The 17,220-nt window shown below is 65.6% G+C and carries 16 protein-coding genes; 10 read left to right on the top strand and 6 right to left on the bottom strand.

All coding sequences use genetic code 11. From position 1 onward, the window contains the following. Window positions 1–50: 50 nt before the first annotated feature. From ACZ9GA_RS18095 to ACZ9GA_RS18075, 5 genes are all read right to left on the bottom strand, one after another. Window positions 51–518 carry a periplasmic heavy metal sensor gene (locus ACZ9GA_RS18095; protein ID WP_457361395.1) on the bottom strand — a complete coding sequence of 156 codons (468 nt, stop codon included), beginning with the start codon at window positions 516–518 and terminating at the stop codon, window positions 51–53. Continuing rightward, on the bottom strand, window positions 515–943 hold the full coding sequence (locus ACZ9GA_RS18090; protein WP_457361396.1) for a hypothetical protein: 429 nt from the start codon (window positions 941–943) through the stop codon (window positions 515–517). Before ACZ9GA_RS18090 ends, ACZ9GA_RS18095 begins: the two co-directional genes overlap by 4 nt. Then, window positions 940–1,518 carry an RNA polymerase sigma factor gene (locus tag ACZ9GA_RS18085; protein ID WP_457361397.1) on the bottom strand — a complete coding sequence of 193 codons (579 nt, stop codon included), beginning with the start codon at window positions 1,516–1,518 and terminating at the stop codon, window positions 940–942. The genes ACZ9GA_RS18090 and ACZ9GA_RS18085 overlap by 4 nt, the downstream gene beginning before the upstream one ends. 45 nt (window positions 1,519–1,563) lie before the next feature. After that, window positions 1,564–1,884, bottom strand: a complete 321-nt coding sequence (locus ACZ9GA_RS18080; protein WP_457361398.1) for a YXWGXW repeat-containing protein — start codon at window positions 1,882–1,884, stop codon at window positions 1,564–1,566. Window positions 1,885–2,329: 445 nt separating this feature from the next. After that, entirely contained in the window at window positions 2,330–2,836 is a 507-nt protein-coding gene (locus ACZ9GA_RS18075) for a GNAT family N-acetyltransferase (protein ID WP_457361399.1), read from the bottom strand. A 232-nt stretch (window positions 2,837–3,068) separates the two neighbouring features. Here ACZ9GA_RS18075 and ACZ9GA_RS18070 point away from each other — a divergent pair, with 232 nt between their 5' ends. The 7 genes from ACZ9GA_RS18070 (at window position 3,069) to ACZ9GA_RS18040 (ending at window position 10,274) form a co-directional block, all read left to right on the top strand. Further along, window positions 3,069–3,770 (top strand): energy transducer TonB, encoded by a 702-nt coding sequence (locus tag ACZ9GA_RS18070; protein WP_457361400.1) that lies wholly within the window; start codon window positions 3,069–3,071, stop codon window positions 3,768–3,770. Between the two features lie 98 nt (window positions 3,771–3,868). After that, window positions 3,869–4,597 carry a MotA/TolQ/ExbB proton channel family protein gene (locus ACZ9GA_RS18065; RefSeq protein WP_457361401.1) on the top strand — a complete coding sequence of 243 codons (729 nt, stop codon included), beginning with the start codon at window positions 3,869–3,871 and terminating at the stop codon, window positions 4,595–4,597. Next, window positions 4,597–5,019, top strand: a complete 423-nt coding sequence (locus tag ACZ9GA_RS18060; RefSeq protein WP_455924549.1) for an ExbD/TolR family protein — start codon at window positions 4,597–4,599, stop codon at window positions 5,017–5,019. The genes ACZ9GA_RS18065 and ACZ9GA_RS18060 overlap by 1 nt, the downstream gene beginning before the upstream one ends. A 71-nt stretch (window positions 5,020–5,090) precedes the next feature. Beyond that, a complete protein-coding gene (locus tag ACZ9GA_RS18055; RefSeq protein WP_457361402.1) occupies window positions 5,091–7,220 on the top strand; it encodes a TonB-dependent receptor in 2,130 nt (709 codons plus the stop codon). Beyond that, window positions 7,210–8,484, top strand: a complete 1,275-nt coding sequence (locus ACZ9GA_RS18050; protein WP_457361403.1) for a histidine-type phosphatase — start codon at window positions 7,210–7,212, stop codon at window positions 8,482–8,484. Before ACZ9GA_RS18055 ends, ACZ9GA_RS18050 begins: the two co-directional genes overlap by 11 nt. A gap of 22 nt (window positions 8,485–8,506) precedes the next feature. Then, window positions 8,507–9,589 carry a DUF1615 domain-containing protein gene (locus ACZ9GA_RS18045; protein ID WP_457361404.1) on the top strand — a complete coding sequence of 361 codons (1,083 nt, stop codon included), beginning with the start codon at window positions 8,507–8,509 and terminating at the stop codon, window positions 9,587–9,589. A gap of 142 nt (window positions 9,590–9,731) precedes the next feature. Then, window positions 9,732–10,274: a glutathione peroxidase gene (locus ACZ9GA_RS18040; RefSeq protein WP_457361405.1), complete on the top strand. Its 543-nt coding sequence runs from the start codon at window positions 9,732–9,734 to the stop codon at window positions 10,272–10,274. A 104-nt stretch (window positions 10,275–10,378) separates the two neighbouring features. Here ACZ9GA_RS18040 and ACZ9GA_RS18035 read toward each other — a convergent pair whose 3' ends face one another. After that, a complete protein-coding gene (locus ACZ9GA_RS18035; protein ID WP_457361406.1) occupies window positions 10,379–10,525 on the bottom strand; it encodes a hypothetical protein in 147 nt (48 codons plus the stop codon). Window positions 10,526–10,872: 347 nt separating this feature from the next. On the opposite strand from ACZ9GA_RS18035, the gene ACZ9GA_RS18030 reads away from it, so the two are divergent. Genes ACZ9GA_RS18030 through adeC form a run of 3 tightly spaced genes read left to right on the top strand, consistent with a single transcriptional unit; the run spans window position 10,873 to window position 16,574 of the window. Beyond that, the gene (locus tag ACZ9GA_RS18030; RefSeq protein WP_457361407.1) at window positions 10,873–12,015 is read left to right on the top strand and encodes an efflux RND transporter periplasmic adaptor subunit; all 1,143 of its coding nucleotides are present in this window, start codon (window positions 10,873–10,875) and stop codon (window positions 12,013–12,015) included. Window positions 12,016–12,018: 3 nt separating this feature from the next. Next, on the top strand, window positions 12,019–15,168 hold the full coding sequence (locus ACZ9GA_RS18025; protein ID WP_457361408.1) for an efflux RND transporter permease subunit: 3,150 nt from the start codon (window positions 12,019–12,021) through the stop codon (window positions 15,166–15,168). Then, on the top strand, window positions 15,165–16,574 hold the full coding sequence (gene adeC / locus ACZ9GA_RS18020; protein ID WP_457361409.1) for an AdeC/AdeK/OprM family multidrug efflux complex outer membrane factor: 1,410 nt from the start codon (window positions 15,165–15,167) through the stop codon (window positions 16,572–16,574). Before ACZ9GA_RS18025 ends, adeC begins: the two co-directional genes overlap by 4 nt. Window positions 16,575–17,220: the final 646 nt, after the last annotated feature.

Below are 17,220 nucleotides of genomic sequence, written 5' to 3'. Positions count from 1 at the left end.
TGGCGAGGCTTGCAAGGTTTAACGCGCGCGGCAGCTGAATCCGTCGCGGCTCATTGCGGTTTCATCTTGCCTTGGCCACGCAGGTACATGGACTGGGCCAGTTGCTCGCGTTCATCGGCCGGCAGGGTCGCGGCGAAGTCGGCCAGGCTGGTTTCCACCCGGGCGCGCAAGGCAAGGTCGGCGTCGCGGGCGCGGCCCAGGTCGGCCACCAGCGCGTCGCGGTCCAGGGTGGGGGCGCGCAGGTGCTGCATCACGTCCTGGCGTGCCTGGCGGCCGGCCACAATCAATGGCTGGCTTTCATCGCGGGTGGCGCGCAGCAGGCGGCGCAGTTCATGGCGGCGCTGTACGGGCAGTTCCACCATCACCTGACGCAGGCCATGCTGCACCACCGCGCCCACCTTGGGCGCAGGGTGCGACCACCATTGGTACAAGCCCCCGGCAACACCGCCGATGAGGAAGATATTGAGCACCAGCGACGCTGTCAGCAGGGTTTTCAGGGCAATGCGGGGCTGGCTCATTGTTCGCTGTCCTCGGCGCTGATGGAGTAGACGATGTCGGCGTCGTTTTGGTCGAAAATGCTCGGCAGCGCCTCATTGCCGCTGCCCAGCGGCAGGCTCAGGGACGCCGCCAGCATGCCGGCGGCGATGCCCGCCAGGCCCACGCCGACCAGCCCCAGGCGCGACCACCAATTTCGGTGGCCCTGCCAGAACGTTGGTGCTGGCGCGGCCAGGGCGGCGATACGGCGGGCCAGCGCCGGATCGGCCGCAGGAACGCGGTGGAGGTCGAGTTGGCCGTCCAGCCAGCTCGCCTGCGCCACGGCCGCCTGGACATCAGGATCGCCATGCTCGAGCAGGGCGCGGGCGCTGGCCTGCTCGGCAGCCGGCCAGCGTCGCAGATCGGCGCCGTAGGCTTGGGCCAGCTGATCGAAACGTTCGGGCGTCATGGTTTTCCCCTCCCTAGGGTGGCATCGCCGGGTGATTCGGCAAGGTAGCTGCGCAGGTTGCGCCTGGCTCGCGAGAGCAGGCTTTCCAGCGCCTCGACGCTGATGTCCATCAGCGCCGCTGCCTCGATGTTCGACAACTCCTGGTAATACTGCAGCACGATGGCTTCGCGCTGGCGTTCCGGCAAGGCGGCCATGGCCTGGGCCACCCGCTCGCTCTGGTCGTCGCCCTGCAACTGATCTTCAGGGGCGCCGGCCGGGTCAACGACCTGGATCAGCGCCGCCTCGTCAAGCGGGTGCTCCTTGCGCCGACGCAGGCGGTCGTAGCACAGGTTCAGCGCCACCCGGTGCAGCCAAGTGTCAAAGCGCGCCTGGCCAGGCCGCCAGCGGGCGGCCTGTTTCCACAGGCGCACAAAGCTCTCCTGGGCCACGTCCCGGGCTTCGTCGGCATCGCCCAGCAGGCGGCTGGCCAGGGCCAGCAGCCGGGGCAGTTTGCGCGAGACCATCTCGTTGACGGCCGCCGTTTCATTATTGCCGATGCGAGCCAGCAGCTCGATGTCCGGGTCAGGTTCGTTCAATAGGGCGTGTCTCGGTCCGCAGGCCAGGCATCAGACGGGCCGCGCTCAGCGGGCCCAGTGGCCTTCCACCCACCGCCAGTTTGGACCGCGTTGCGCCCAGTGGCCAGGAATCCAGTGGCCACCGCGCATGGCCGGTTGCCAATGGCCCGGGATCCACTCGTAATGGTTGCCGGCCCAGCGCCAGTGGCCCTGGTCCCAGACATAGCCGGGACGTTCACGTGGCATCATCTCGGCGCGCATGGGCGGCGGCGCCTGGCGGATCAGGATTTCGGCTTCAGCGAACGCCGGCGCGCTCATCAGCGAGGCCAGCGCGAATGGGATGATCAGGACATGGCGCAGTGTGGCCAGAGGTCGGGAAAGTCTCATGACAGCTCCTTCAGGCGCGTTCGAGGGTGAACGCTGCTGAAGGTTTAACGGCGCGGCGGTGAAAATCCGTCGCGGCCAAAACCATTTTTTTCAACGCACATCCAACGCCCTGCACACAAGGCTGACAACGCAGATCCCACAGGCCATGGTACGTTGCAACCAATGTGGGAGCGGGTTCTACCCGCGAAGCGCCGCGCGGGCGGCGCGCGATCTCAAGAACGCCGCAAAACCATCGGCTAGCACCTGGTAGCCATGATGCAATCTCCAGCCAGAACCTTCGCAGAAACATCGATAGGTCAGCCAGGCAAGCGCATCAAGGCTCACAGGTGCATGTCTTGGGTTAAGTGGCGCTCTTGAGATCGAGCGCCGCCCGCGCGGCGCTTCGCGGGTAGAACCCGCTCCCACGTTTGTTGCAACGTGCCCCGCTGTAGATGGGGGGGCAGTATCAGGCACCCAGATCCAGCGCATAAAACTTGCTATCCACCGCCATCAACGGAAACGAGGCCGGCAAGTCCGCCTTCGGCACTTCGGCAAAACCATGCTTCTCATAAAACCGATGCGCCGCCAGAAACTGCGCAGTCGTGCCCAGCAGAATCTGCCGCACCCCGCGCTCACGCGCCGCCACCAGCAACGTCGCCAACAACCGCGCCGCCGTGCCAAACGCCGCCCCGCGATACCCTTGCGCCACGAACATCTTGCGCAACGCCGCTCGCCCTTCGCCGATGTCCTTCAGACCAAGGGTACCCACCACCTGACCGTCCACCTTGGCCACCCAGAAATCCCCGCAGCCTTGCTGATAAAACTCATCAATGGCGCGCAGGTCCGGCTGGTCCGCCGCCGTGATGGCAATGCCGAATTCGGCTTGCTGGATGGGCAGGATCACCTCGATCACACCGGCCTCGTCGCTGGGCTGGAAGCGGCTGATCTGCACGTGGGTGGTCGACTCGGTCATGGCATGGCCTCGGCAAAAAAGGCCGAGTGTGCCCAACGCGATATCGAAGGTAAAGCGCTCGCCACTTCAGGTTGTGTAAGCGAATTAATACCAATTACCTACGCGAAGTAACCCGTCTGTAATATCCGGTAACTACCATCGCCCCCCACAAACTGCCGACCCCGACGCGGGGACGATGCAGCGCGAATTGGACAGCAGTCCCTGGCACCAGGCCAGGTGGGGAGTCACGACGATGCAAACCGCTTTGAGCACACCCATGCCCTTGCCACAGGTTTCCACCCAGGCGCCGTCGCGCGCCTTGAAGGTGGCCGCGGTGGTGGCCGTGCACGTGCTGGCACTGAGCTGGTTTGCGCGCCAGGCGCCCACGCCGCTGGCCGTCAGCCAGCCGCGTACCATTTACGCCTCGGTGATCAACGAGCCGGTACCGGCCCCGGCTGCCGCGCCGCAACCCCCGGCCGCGCCGACGCCGCCACCGCCACCGCCGCCCACCCCGGTGGCGCGCCCGGTGCCAAAACCGGTGGCCAAGGCCACGCCTGCGCCACGCCATGTGGCGGCGCCGGTGCCTACGCCAGCCCCGGCTGTGGCCGCCACGCCGGCAGCGGCCGCCGCCCCCGTAGTAGCAGCGGCGCCAACCCCGCCGCCAGCACCGCCGAAAACCATCACCCACGGCGTGGAATACCTGCGCGCCCCCGAGCCGCAATACCCCGACCGCGACCGCGAGGACGGCAACGAAGGCACCGTGGTGCTGCGCGTGCTGGTGGATGAAAGCGGCAAGCCAGGGCACATCGATGTGCTGCGCTCTTCCGGTTTCGGCAGCCTGGACGAGGCGGGCAGGGCGGCCGCGCGGGCGGCGCTGTTCAAACCCTACCGCGAGGACGGCCGGGCCATGTCGGTGTACGTGATCGTGCCGCTGCGCTTCCAGCTCGACAGCTGACCGCAACACCCCCCTTACCCTGACTCACCCCTGTTGGCGCTCCTGCCAGGACGGCGCTCGGGTGCGTTTTACCGATTGATGACTGCGAGGACTACACCATGCAAAACGCTTCTCTGGGAATGGACATGCTGTGGGGGCAGGCAGACGCCGTGACCCGTGGCGTGGCACTGATGCTGCTGATCATGTCGCTGGCGTCCTGGTACGTGATCGCCGACAAGCTGGTCCGCCTGGGCCTGGCCCGTCTGCGCGCCCCGCGCCTGCTGGCCGGCTTCTGGGCCGCGCCGACGCTGAGCGACGGCGTTCGCCAGCTCAACCGCGAGCCGTCCTATGCCACCCTGGCCCACGCCGGCGTGGCCGCCGCCACCCAGCACCGCGAAGCGCTGGACAGCGGCATGAACCCACCGGCCTTCAGTGACTGGCTGAGCCGGGCCCTGCGCCAGGCCACCCTGGTGGTGGGCGCCCGCCTGCAAGGCGGCATGGCGATCCTCGCCACCGTCGGCTCCAGCGCACCGTTCGTGGGCTTGCTGGGTACCGTGTGGGGCATCTACCACGCACTGATGAAGATCGGCCTGACCGGCGATGCCAGCATCGACAAGGTCGCAGGCCCCGTCGGTGAAACCCTGATCATGACTGCGCTGGGCCTGGCCGTCGCCATCCCCGCCACCCTGGCCTACAACCTGCTGGTGCGCACCAACAAGCAGACCCTGGCCGAACTGGGCAAGTTTGCCTTCGAGCTGCATGACCTGCTGGTGATCGGCGCCCGCGCCACCCCCCAGGGCCAGTCGCCACAGCGCGCCATGCCCCAGGCCCGCGCGGAGTACGTGTAATGGCCGGCGCCCTGCAGGACGACATGGACGACGACGGCGGCTTCAACCCGGAGATCAACACCACGCCGCTGGTGGACGTGATGCTGGTGCTGCTGGTGATTTTCATCATCACCGTGCCGGCCATCCAGCACAGCGTGAAGATCGACTTGCCCCACGCCGCCGCGCAGCAGGACAACAAGCCGCCGGTGGCCGTGGACCTGGCCCTGGACAACGTCGGCCACCTGCACTGGGACGACCGCGACATCAGCGACAGCGAGTTGCCCGCGCTGATCGCCGAAGCTGCGGCGCGCCAGCCGGTGCCTGAACTGCACCTGCGCGCCCAGCGTGACACCCCGTACGAGAAAGTCGTGCAAGTGATGGCCGCCGCGCAAAACGGCGGCCTGGAAAAAATCGGCTTCGTCACTCAAGCCGTCACCCCTTAATCCAATGCTGCGATTCCCCCTGCCCACTGCTGGGCGGGCGGGGCTCGTGCGCCCTTTATCTGGGTACTGTCATGCGTCGCACTCATCCGTTCCACGCCCTGGCCCTGCGCACCGGTGCCGGCCTTGCCGCCTTCGCCCTGGCCCCCTCGATCTGGGCGGCCGACCCGGCGCCGGTCATTGACGACAGCGTGCTGGCCACCTTGCCCCAGGTGACCGTCAAGGCCGCCAAGGCCAAGAAGCCCGACCTGCACAAGAAAATGTCCAGCGGCGCGCTGGGCAGCAAGGCCGCCATCGACACGCCGTTCTCGCTCAAGAGCGTGAGCAGCGAAGAGATTCAGCAGCGCCAGGCCGGCATCCTCTCCGAGGCAGTGAAATACGACGCCTCGGTGACCTCCATCAGCTCCAGCTACGGCACCCACCCGGCCACCCTGGCGGTGCGCGGCCTGCCGCTGGATGACCTGAACGGCTACAAGGTCGACGGCATGGCCAACATCAACCGTGGCGTGGAAATGCCCCTGGAGATGTTCGACAGCGTCGAGGTGCTCAAGGGCCTGTCGGGCTTCATGTACGGCTTCGGCAGCCCGGGCGGTATCGTCAACTACGTGAGCAAGCGGCCGACCGACAAGACCATTTTCAGTGTCGATGCCGGTTATCAGTCGGACAACGTCTACAAGGAGCACATCGACGTGGGCGGGCGGCTGGACGACCCTCGTTTCGGCTACCGGTTGAACCTGGTGCACGAGGAGGGCGATGCGGCCAGCGGCGGCTCGAAGGTGAACCGCACGGCCGTGGGCCTGGCGCTGGATGCCAAGCTGACCGATGACCTGACCCTCAATTTCGACACCCTGTACCAGCAGCGCGCCACGTCGGGCGGCACCGACATCGTGGTCAATACCAAGTACTCGCTGCCCAAGGCCATCGACGGCAGCAAGCGCCTGTACAGCAATGGCTCCTACACCGACGTCGACTACAGCCTGTCGACCCTGTCGGCCACCTACCAGTTCTCCCCCAACTGGCAGGGCAAACTGGCGTATCGATACAGCGACTCTGACCGCCGTTACGTGAAGGACCAGTACCAGATCACCAGCAATAACGCCGATTACTCCGACAAGGTGACCTCCGAGTACCACGGCTACGAATACAACGACGCCATGGGCACCCTGGAAGGCAAGTTCAACACCGGCTGGTTCAGCCATGACGTGGTGCTGGGCGGCTCCTACTCGCAACTGGATTCGCGCAAATCGGTGAACACGCCCAAGACCACCGTGGGCACCGGCAACCTCTACGACCCGACGCGCTTCTCGGTGTACAACATCGACTACAGCGGCGGCACCTACGGCGACGACCAGATCAAGGAAAGCGCGGTATTTGCCAGCGACACCATCGGTCTGGGCGAGCAGTGGTCGCTGATGCTGGGCCTGCGCAACGAGACTTTCCGCGAGCAGACCCACGACTCCGCCACCAGTGATGCCGTGAACTACAAGGCACGCCCGGCCACCCCGACCGTGGCGTTGATGTACAAGCCGATCAAGGACCTCACCGCTTACGTCAGCTACGTCGAGTCGCTGGAAGCGGGCGGCACCGCGCCCACCGGCACCCTCAACGAAGACACCACCCTGGGCCCGCTGCGCAGCAAGCAGTATGAAATCGGCATGAAAGTGCAGCGCCATAACTGGAGCGCCACCGCCGCCGCCTTCCGCATCGACCGTGGCGCCGAGTACACCAACAGCGCCAACGAATACGTGCAGAGCGGCACCATCCGCTACCAGGGCCTGGAACTGAACGCCAGCGTCGACCCCATCGACAACCTGACCCTGGACGGCAGCATCATGTCGCTGGACTCCGAGTACATGGACGCCGGCGATGTGGACGGCAACCGCGCCGCCGGCGCCGCGCACTACCAGGCGGCCGCCCAGGCCACCTACCGTATCGGCGCATTGCCCGGCCTGTTCGTGCGTGCCGGTGCCCAGCGTATTGGCCCTATGGCGGTGGACTCGGGTAACGTCAACACCCTGGGCGCCTACAACCTGTTCGACGCCGGCGGCGGCTACCGCCTGAAACTGGCCGGCGGCCACGCGGTGACCTTCGGCGCCAACGTCACTAACCTGGCCAACAAGAAATACTGGACCTGGTACCAGGAAAACTACCTGCAACCCGGTTCGCCACGGACCCTGAGCGTGAATGCCCGTTATGACTTCTAAACCGTTTCGTGCGCTGCTGCTGGCCATGACCCTGGCAGCCACGCCCCTGGCCCACGCCGAGGCGTTGAATACCCAGGGCCTGCGCCTGGACAAGGTGGTGCTGGTGATGCGCCACGGCATCCGCCCGGCCACCGACACCCCGGAGCTGGACAGCTGGTCAGCTAAACCCTGGGCCAAGTTCGCCGTGGCCGACGGCCTGCTGACCGCCCATGGCTACGCCGCCACCGTGCTGCTGGGCCAATGGCAACGGCAGTACCTGCAAGGGCAGGGGCTGCTGACCGCCAGCGGCTGCCCGTCCGCCGATCAGGCGTACCTGTGGGCCAGCCCGGCCTCGCGCACCCGTGCCACCGGCAAGGCACTGCTGGAAGGCATGTTCCCTGGCTGTACGATCCCCGTGCACCACGGGCGCGCCAGCCAGGACCGGCTGTTCCACCCCAGCGAAAATGGCTTGGGCGCGCTGGATCGGCAACAGGCCGAGCACGCCATGCGAGTGGCCATGGGCGGCAGCCCACAGGCGGCCCAGGCGCGTTACGAACCGGCCTTGCAACGCATGCAGCAAGTGGTGGGCGTGCCCAGCCCCTGCACCCAGCCCAAGGGCTGCACCTTGAGCCAACAACCGTGGGGCCTGAAAGAGAAGGGCACCACGGTCAAGCTCAGCGGCCCATTGAGCGTGGGCGCCAGCATGGCGGAAACCATCCGCATGCAGTACGCCGAAGGCCTGCCGCTGGATCAGGTGGCCTTCGGGCACGCCCGCAACGCCGATCAAGTGGCGGCGCTGATGGAACTGCGCGGGGCCAAATACGCTCTGACCCAGCACGTGCCGTACATTGCCCAGCGCGGTGCTTCGCAATTGCTCAGCCAGGTGCTGCTGGGCCTGGACGAAACCGACCGATCGGTCGCCGGCAGCCCGCCTGCGGCCAGCTGGCTGGCGTACGTGGGGCATGACGGCAATATTGCGCAACTGCGTACCTTATTGGGCTTTGACTGGAAGATTGCCCAGTACCCGCAAAACGATGCCGCACCCGGTGGTACGCTGTTGTTCGAACGCTGGCTGAACCCCAGCACCGGCCAACGCTTCGTCAGCGTGGCGTACGTGGCGCAAAGCATGGACCAGCTGCGCCAGCTGAGCCACGACGCGCCATACCGGGTGCAGTACACCGGCCCTGACGGCAAGGCACTGATGCCGCTGGCCACGTTCGAACAGACCATGGGCGCGCGCATCGACCGCACGGCCACCGAGCCGCAGGCCTATGCTGATGACTGAACCCTGAACCCGAGGTGGGCGATTGAGCGAGCTGAAACACGTTTTACTGTTGATTGGATTGCTGGCCGTGGCCGCCTGTAGTCATCAGCCGCTGCAAACGCCCCTCACGCCCGAACAGGTGCGCGCGAAAGTGGCGCGCCTGTTGCCGCCCTCGGCCACTAATCGCCAGGGCTGGGCCACGGACATTCAGACGGCCTTCGAAGCCCAGTCGCTGGAACCCAGTAACCAGAACCTGTGTTCGGTGATCGCCGTCATCGAGCAGGAATCCAACTTCCAGGCCGACCCGCAAGTGCCGGGCCTGGGCCGCATCGCCCGTCAGGAAATCGACCGCCGCGCGGCTCGCGTGCATGTGCCGGGGTTTCTCGTCGACGCCGCGCTGGGCCTCACCTCGCCAACTGGCAAGACCTACGCGCAACGCATCAACAGCGCCCGTTCGGAGCGTGAATTGAGCGCGGTGTTTGACGATTTCATCGGCATCGTGCCCTTGGGGCGGCAATTGTTCGGCAACTTCAACCCGGTGCACACCGCAGGGCCCATGCAGGTCAGTGTGGCGTTTGCCGAGGCCAATGCGCGGGGCTACCCGTACCCGGTGGAAGGCTCCGTGCGTCGGGAGGTGTTCAGCCGTCGCGGCGGGGTGTATTTCGGCACCGCGCATTTGCTCGGTTATCCCGTGCATTATCCGGAGCCGCTGTATCGCTTCGCCGATTTCAACGCCGGGCATTACGCCAGCCGCAACGCCGCTTTCCAGGCTGCGTTGAACCGCCTGGTGAAAATCCGGCTGGCGCTGGACGGTGACCTGATCGATTACAGCGCCATCAGCCCTGGCCAGACCGAGCTTGCGGTGCGTTCGCTGGGCAAGCGCCTGGACATGAGCAACGGCGACATCCGCAAGGCGTTGGACAAGGGCGAGCAGCTGGATTTCGAAGACACCCGGGTGTACCAGCGCGTCTTCGAGCTGGCCGACCAAGTGGCCGGCAAACCGGTGCCGCGGGCGATCCTGCCGGGCATCACGCTGGAAAGCCCGAAAATCACCCGCCACCTGACCACCGCCTGGTTCGCCCGCCGCGTCGACGAGCGCCGCGCCCGCTGCATGACCCGCGCATAGCGACCCTGTAGCCGCTGCCGCCAGGCTGCGCTGGCCCTCATATGCGCTGAAGATATTCGGTGAGGCATAAGGCCAGCGCAGCCTGCGGCAGCGGCTACGGTGGTACAGTCTTCAATCTGTTCATTCCCCCACGGAGCCCGCCATGCCCACCATCCACTCCATCCCCGTAACCACCATCGACGGCCAGCCACAGACCCTCAAGGCCTATGAAGGCAAGGTGCTGCTGGTGGTCAACGTCGCCTCCAAATGCGGCCTGACGGCGCAATACGAAGGCCTGGAAAAGCTCTACGAAGCCCACCGCGCCCAGGGCCTGGAAGTGCTCGGCTTCCCCGCCAACAACTTCAAGGCCCAGGAGCCGGGCAGCGATGAAGAGATCAAGGCGTTCTGCAGCCTGACCTACAACGTGCAGTTCCCGCTGTTCTCGAAGATCTCGGTGGTGGGCGACGACCAGCACCCGCTGTACCACGCCCTGACCCGCGCCGTCCCCGACGCCGTCGGCGAAGGCCCGATGCGCGAGCGCCTGAGCGGCAAGGGCATCCCGGTGAACCCGGTGCCGGAGGTGCAGTGGAACTTCGAGAAGTTCCTGATCAGCCGTACCGGCGAGGTGGTGGGGCGCTTTGCGCCGGATGTGACGGCGGATGATGCGCGGTTGCTCAAGGCCATCGAAGCCCAACTCGCCGCCTGACCTGTAGCCGCTGCCGACAGGCTGCGCTGGCCGGTGTGAACCCTGAAGATCTTCAGTGGGGCAGGGGGCCAGCGCAGCCTGGCGGCAGCGGCTACAGATTCCTTTTATGCCCCGCGCCGCGCATCGCAGCGGTAGAACATCGTCCGATCGGTCTGCGCCTTGTTCAATTGTTCCGCCCGCGCATTGCACTGCGTCGCCCGCACTTCATCGGTCAGGTACTTGGGCGGCATCCACAAAAACTGCGCCGGCATGCAGTTGTCGTGGGCCGCAGTGGTGCACACCACCGCATTGAGAAAAAAAGCAGAAAGGTATCGCTCACTCCGTGTGAGTTGAAGACACAGCGCCGTCCATCGACGCCCTCACAATCTGCGAACCGCTCTGGCCCGCAGGGTTCAACCTTTTCTGCGACGCCGCCAATCGCCTGCGCATCACGTGCCCCCCTGCATGCACGTCTCCATAGTCAATCCACATTTGTGCAATAGGCTCTCCACCATTGGCTGACTCCGGACGCCGCCACCACGGCCACGTCCGCTGCGCCGGGCCATGTCCGGCATCGTTTTCAGCAACGCTACCTACCTAGTTGCACAGAGGATTTTTCATGAAACTCAAGCCTTGCGTGACCACACTGGTCTCGGCGGCGGCACTGGCCTGCCTGCTTGCCGGCTGTAACCAAGAGGCGGCAGCACCCGCCCAGCAGACGCCCCAAGTGGGCGTTGTCACCCTGCACCCCCAGCCGTACGCCCTGACCACTGAAGTGCCTGGCCGCGTCACCGCATTCCGGGTGGCCGAGGTGCGTCCGCAAGTGGATGGCGTGATCCTGTCGCGCCTGTTCAAGGAAGGCTCCGACGTCAAGGCCGGGCAGCAGCTGTACCAGATCGACCCATCGGTGTACGAGGCCACCCTGGCCAGCGCCAAGGCCAGCCTGGCCTCGGCCAAGTCCCTGGCTGATCGCTACAAGCAGTTGATCAGCGAGCAGGCCGTCAGCCGTCAGGAATACGACAACGCCAAGGCCACCGAGCTGCAGGACCAGGCCACCCTGATGACCGCGCAGATCAACATGCGCTACACCAAGGTGCTGGCGCCGATCGACGGCCGCATCGGCCGTTCCAGCGTGACCGAGGGGGCGCTGGTGACCAGCGCCCAGACTACCGCCATGGCCACCATCCAGCAGCTGGACCCTATCTACGTCGACGTCGCCGAGTCCTCGGCCAACCTGCTGAAACTGCGCAAGGAGCTGGCCAGCGGGCAACTGCAGAAAGCCGGCGACAACGCCGCCAAGGTCAAGCTGACCCTGGAAGACGGCAGCAGCTTCAACCAGGACGGCACCCTAGAATTCTCCGAAGTGTCGGTGGATGAAAGCACCGGCTCCGTGACCCTGCGCGCCAAGTTCGCCAACCCCGACCACACCCTGTTGCCCGGCATGTTCGTGCACGCACAACTGCAGGCCGGCGTTGCCGCCACCGCCATCCTGGCGCCCCAGCAGGGCGTGACCCACGACCTCAAGGGCACCCCGACCGCGCTGGTGGTGAACGCCGACAACAAGGTCGAGCTGCGTGAGCTGAAGGCTGACCGCACCGCTGGCACCGACTGGCTGATCCAGGACGGCCTGCACGACGGCGACCGCCTGATCACCGAGGGCCTGCAGTACGTGCACCCGGGTGACACGGTCAAGGTCAGCGAAGCCAGCAACGTCCAGGCCCCGGTGAATGTCCAGGCCAGCGTCGCGGCAAAAGGGGAGTAACCCATGTCCAAGTTCTTTATCGACCGGCCCATCTTCGCCTGGGTGATCGCCCTGGTGATCATGCTGGTCGGCGCCCTGTCGATCCTCAACCTGCCGGTCAACCAGTACCCCAGCATCGCACCGCCCGCCATCGACATCACCGTGACTTACCCGGGCGCCTCGGCGCAGACCGTGCAGGACACCGTGGTGCAGGTGATCGAGCAGCAGCTCAACGGCATCGACAACCTGCGCTACATCTCCTCGGACAGTAACTCCGACGGTTCGATGACCATCGAGGCCACCTTCAACCAGGGCACCAACCCGGACATGGCCCAGGTGCAGGTGCAGAACAAGCTCAACCTGGCCACCCCGTTGCTGCCCCAGGAAGTACAGAACCAGGGCATCCGCGTGACCAAGGGGGTGAAGAACTTCCTGATGGTGATCGGCCTGGTGTCCGACGATGGCAGCATGACCAAGGACGACCTGGCCAACTACATCGTCTCCAACATGCAGGACCCGATTTCGCGCACCAGCGGCGTGGGTGACTTCCAGGTGTTCGGCGCCCAGTACGCCATGCGCATCTGGCTGGACCCGGCCAAGCTCAACAAATACGCGCTGACCCCGGCCGACGTGTCCACCGCCATCACCAACCAGAACGTGCAGGTGTCCTCGGGGCAACTGGGCGGCCTGCCGTCGGTGGCGCATCAGGAACTCAACGCCACCATCATCGGCAAGACCCGTCTGCAGACCGCCGAGCAGTTCAAGAAAATCCTGCTCAAGGTCAACACCGATGGCTCGCAAGTGCGCGTAGGCGACGTCGCCGACGTGGGCCTGGGCGGCGAGAACTACAGCATCAGCTCCGAGTACAACGGCAAGCCGGCCTCGGGCATGGCGATCAAACTGGCCACCGGCGCCAACGCGCTGGACACCGCCAAGGCCATCCGCGACACCGTCAAGCAACTGGAACCCTTCTTCCCGCAAGGCGTGAAGGTGGTGTACCCGTATGACACCACCCCGGTCATCACCGGCTCCATCCACGGTGTGGTCGAGACCCTGATCGAAGCGATCATCCTGGTGTTCCTGGTGATGCTGCTGTTCCTGCAGAACATCCGCGCCACCCTGATCACCACCATGGCGGTGCCCGTGGTACTGCTGGGTACCTTCGGTATCCTGGCCGCCGCCGGTTTCAGCATCAACACCCTGACCATGTTCGGCATGGTATTGGCGATCGGCCTATTGGTGGACGACGCCATCGTGGTGGTGGAGAACGTCGAAAGGGTGATGGCCGAGGACGGCCTGTCACCGAAAGAAGCCACGAAAAAATCCATGGGCCAGATCCAGGGCGCCCTGGTGGGTATTGCCATGGTGTTGTCGGCGGTGTTGCTGCCCATGGCGTTCTTCGGCGGCTCCACGGGCGTGATCTACCGTCAGTTCTCCATCACCATCGTTTCGGCCATGGCCCTGTCGGTATTGGTGGCCCTGGTGTTCACCCCGGCCTTGTGCGCCACCATCCTCAAGCCGATTGCCAAGGGCAGCCACGGCAAAACCACCGGTTTCTTCGGCTGGTTCAACCGCACCTTCGACCGTGGCGTGAACCGTTACGAGAAAGGCGTGATCAGCATCCTGCGCCACAAGGTGCCGTACCTGCTGGCCTATGCGCTGATTGTGGGCGGCATGATTTTCCTGTTCACGCGCATTCCGTCCTCGTTCCTGCCTGAGGAAGACCAGGGCGTATTGTTCTCCCAGGTCACCACGCCACCGGGCACCCCGGCCCAGCGTACGCAGCAGGTCATCGACCGCATGCGTGACTATATGCTCAAGGATGAATCCGGCGCCGTCAGCTCGGTGTTCACCGTGACCGGCTTCAACTTCGCCGGCCGCAGCCAGAACTCGGGCATGGGCTTTGTGATGCTCAAGCCGTGGGACCAGCGTGACGCCTCCAACAGCGTCAGCGCCCTGGCCGCCCGTGCGCAGAAACACTTCGCCAGCTTCCGTGACGCCATGGTGTTTGCCTTCGCGCCGCCGGCGGTGATGGAACTGGGTAACGCCAGTGGTTTCGACGTGTACCTGCAGGACCGCTCCGGGGTTGGCCACGCCAAGCTGATGGAAGCGCGCAACAAGTTCCTGGCCGCTGCCGCCAAGAGCCCGATCCTGTCCCAGGTTCGTCCCAACGGCCTGGACGATGAGCCGCAGTACCAGCTGATCCTCGACGACGAACGCACCGAAGCACTGGGCGTGACCGTGGCTGACGTCAACGACACCCTGTCGTATGCCTTCGGTGGCAGCTACGTCAACGACTTCATCGACCGTGGCCGGGTGAAGAAGGTGTACATCCAGGGCAAGGCCGATTCGCGCATGAACCCTGAAGACCTGAACAAGTGGTACGTGCGCAACAGCGCCGGCACCATGGTGCCGTTCTCGGCCTTCGCCAGTGGCAAGTGGGTGTATGGCTCGCCGAAGCTGTCGCGCTTCAACGGCGTGTCGGCGGTGGAAATCCTCGGTGCCCCGGCGCCGGGCCACAGTACCGGTGAGGCCATGGCCGAAGTGGCGCGCATTGCGGCTACCTTGCCGAGCGGTGTCGGTTACTCCTGGACCGGTCTGTCGTACGAAGAGAAATTGTCCGGCTCCCAGGCGCCAGCGCTGTACGCCATTTCGATGCTGATGGTGTTCCTGTGCCTGGCGGCGCTGTATGAAAGCTGGTCCATCCCGATCGCGGTGATGCTGGTGGTGCCCCTGGGGATCATCGGTGCGCTGCTGGCCACCACGTTCCGCGGGCTGTCCAACGACGTGTACTTCCAGGTGGGGCTGTTGACCACCATCGGTCTGGCGGCGAAGAACGCCATCCTCATCGTCGAATTTGCCAAAGAGCTGCACGAACAGGGCCGCAGTTACACCGAGGCGGCCATCGAGGCCTGCCGGATTCGTCTGCGGCCGATCATCATGACCTCGCTGGCGTTCATCCTCGGCGTGGTGCCCCTGGCCATTTCCCACGGTGCCGGCGCCGGCAGCCAGCACGCCATCGGTACCGGCGTGATCGGCGGCATGCTCACCGCCACCACCCTGGCTGTTTTCTGGGTGCCGTTGTTCTTCGTCAGCGTCTCGTCACTGTTTGGCGACAAGCGCAAGGCCAAGGACGAACCCGCACCTGCTATTGAAGAGGAGACCGCACAATGATCCGTCCCCTGACGTGTCTGGCCCTGGCGGCGTTCATGCTCGGCGGTTGCTCGCTGATCCCGCACTACGATCGCCCTGCCGCCCCGGTGGCCGCGCAATTCCCGCAAGGGCCGGCGTACGCGCCAGCCCAGGAGGCGGCCAGCCAGGCCGCCGCCGAGCAGGGCTGGAAGCAAGTATTCCGTGACCCGGCCTTGCAGGCAGTGATCCACACCGCCCTGGACAACAACCGCGACCTGCGCGTGGCGGCCTTGAATGTCGAGGCCTACCGCGCCCAGTACCGTATCCAGCGCGCTGACCTGTTCCCGGCGGTCACCGCCGGGGGCACGGCGACGCGCACCCGCACACCGGCTGACCTGAGCACCACCGGCAAGACCAGCGTGGGCGGTGAATACACCGCCACCCTGGGGGTCAGCGCCTATGAACTGGACCTGTGGGGCCGCGTGCGCAGCCTCAGCAAGGAGGCCCTGGAAACCTACCTGGCCAGCGATGAAGGCCGGCGCTCCACGCAGATCAGCCTGGTGGCCAGCGTGGCCAACGCCTGGTTCACCCTGGAGTCTGACAAGGAACTGCTCACGCTGACCCAGGACACCCTGGCCACCTACGAGCAGAGCTACAAGCTGACCGCCCACAGCGGCGAGGTGGGTATCTCCACCGCGCTGGACGTCAGCACCGCGCGCATCTCGGTGGAAACCGCCAAAGTCAGCCTGGCCAAGTACCAGCGCGCCGTGGCCCAGGACATGGACAACCTGGTGCTGCTGCTCGGCACCCACCTGCCCGACAACCTGCCCGCCGGGCAGCCGCTGGCCGGCGACCTGGTGGCCGAGGTGCCCGCGGGCCTGCCGTCCGACCTGCTGCAGCGCCGCCCGGACATCCTTGAGGCCGAACACACCCTCAAGGCCGCCAACGCCAACATTGGCGCGGCGCGGGCGGCGTTCTTCCCCAGCATTACGCTGACGGCCAGTGCTGGTTCGGAAAGCGCCGACATGGGCCACCTGTTCAAGGGCGGGCAGGGCACCTGGACGTTTGCGCCGAGCATCAACATCCCGATCTTCAACGCCGGCAGCCTCAAGGCCAGCCTGGATTACGCGAAAATCGAGAAAGACGTCAACGTTGCCAGCTACGAAAAAGCCATCCAGACCGGCTTCCAGGAAGTCTCCGACGGCCTGGCCGCGCGGCAGACCTACAAGCAGCAGTTGCTGGCGCAAAAAGACCTGGTGCAAGCCAACCAGGACTACTACCGCCTTGCGGAGCGCCGCTACCGCACTGGCATCGACAGCAACCTGACCTTCCTCGACGCCCAGCGCTCGCTGTTCAGTGCGCAGCAGTCGGCGATTACGGATCGGTTGGCGCAGTTGACGGCTGAGGTGGATTTGTACAAAGCGTTGGGTGGGGGGTGGAAGGAATAACCTGTAGCCGCTGCCGCCAGGCTGCGCTGGCCCTCCAGAACGCTCCACATCTCCAGCGTGGCCAAGTGCCGGCGCAGCCTTCGGCAGCGGCTACAGGGCATGGCCTCCAGGCGTAATCCGTAGCCGCTGCCGCCAGGCTGCGCTGGCCCTCGAGAACGCTCCACATCTCCAGCGTGGCCAAGGGCCAGCGCAGCCTTCGGCAGCGGCTACAGGGCATGGCCTCCAGGCGTAATCCGTAGCCGCTGCCGCCAGGCTGCGCTGGCCCTCGAGAACGCTCCACATCTCCAGCGTGGCCAAGGGCCAGCGCAGCCTTCGGCAGCGGCTACAGGGCATGGCCTCCAGGCGTAATCCGTAGCCGCTGCCGCCAGGCTGCGCTGGCCCTCCAGAACGCTCCACATCTCCAGCGTGGCCGAGGGCCGGCGCAGCCTTCGGCAGCGGCTACAGGGCATGGCCTCCAGGCGTAATCCGTAGCCGCTGCCGCCAGGCTGCGCTGGCCCTCGGGAACGCTCCACATCTCCAGCGTGGCCGAGGGCCAGCGCAGCCTTCGGCAGCGGCTACGCGAACGCGGGTAACCTGTCGATCGCGTCGCCTGCATCGCGGCCAAGGCCGACTCCTACCTCGGTCAGCGTAGGAGCCGACTTTAGTC

Source organism: Pseudomonas sp. TE3644, from assembly GCF_056278815.1.
The sequence above is the reverse complement of the archived record's forward strand: the minus strand, read 5'-3'. Positions and strand labels throughout refer to the sequence as shown.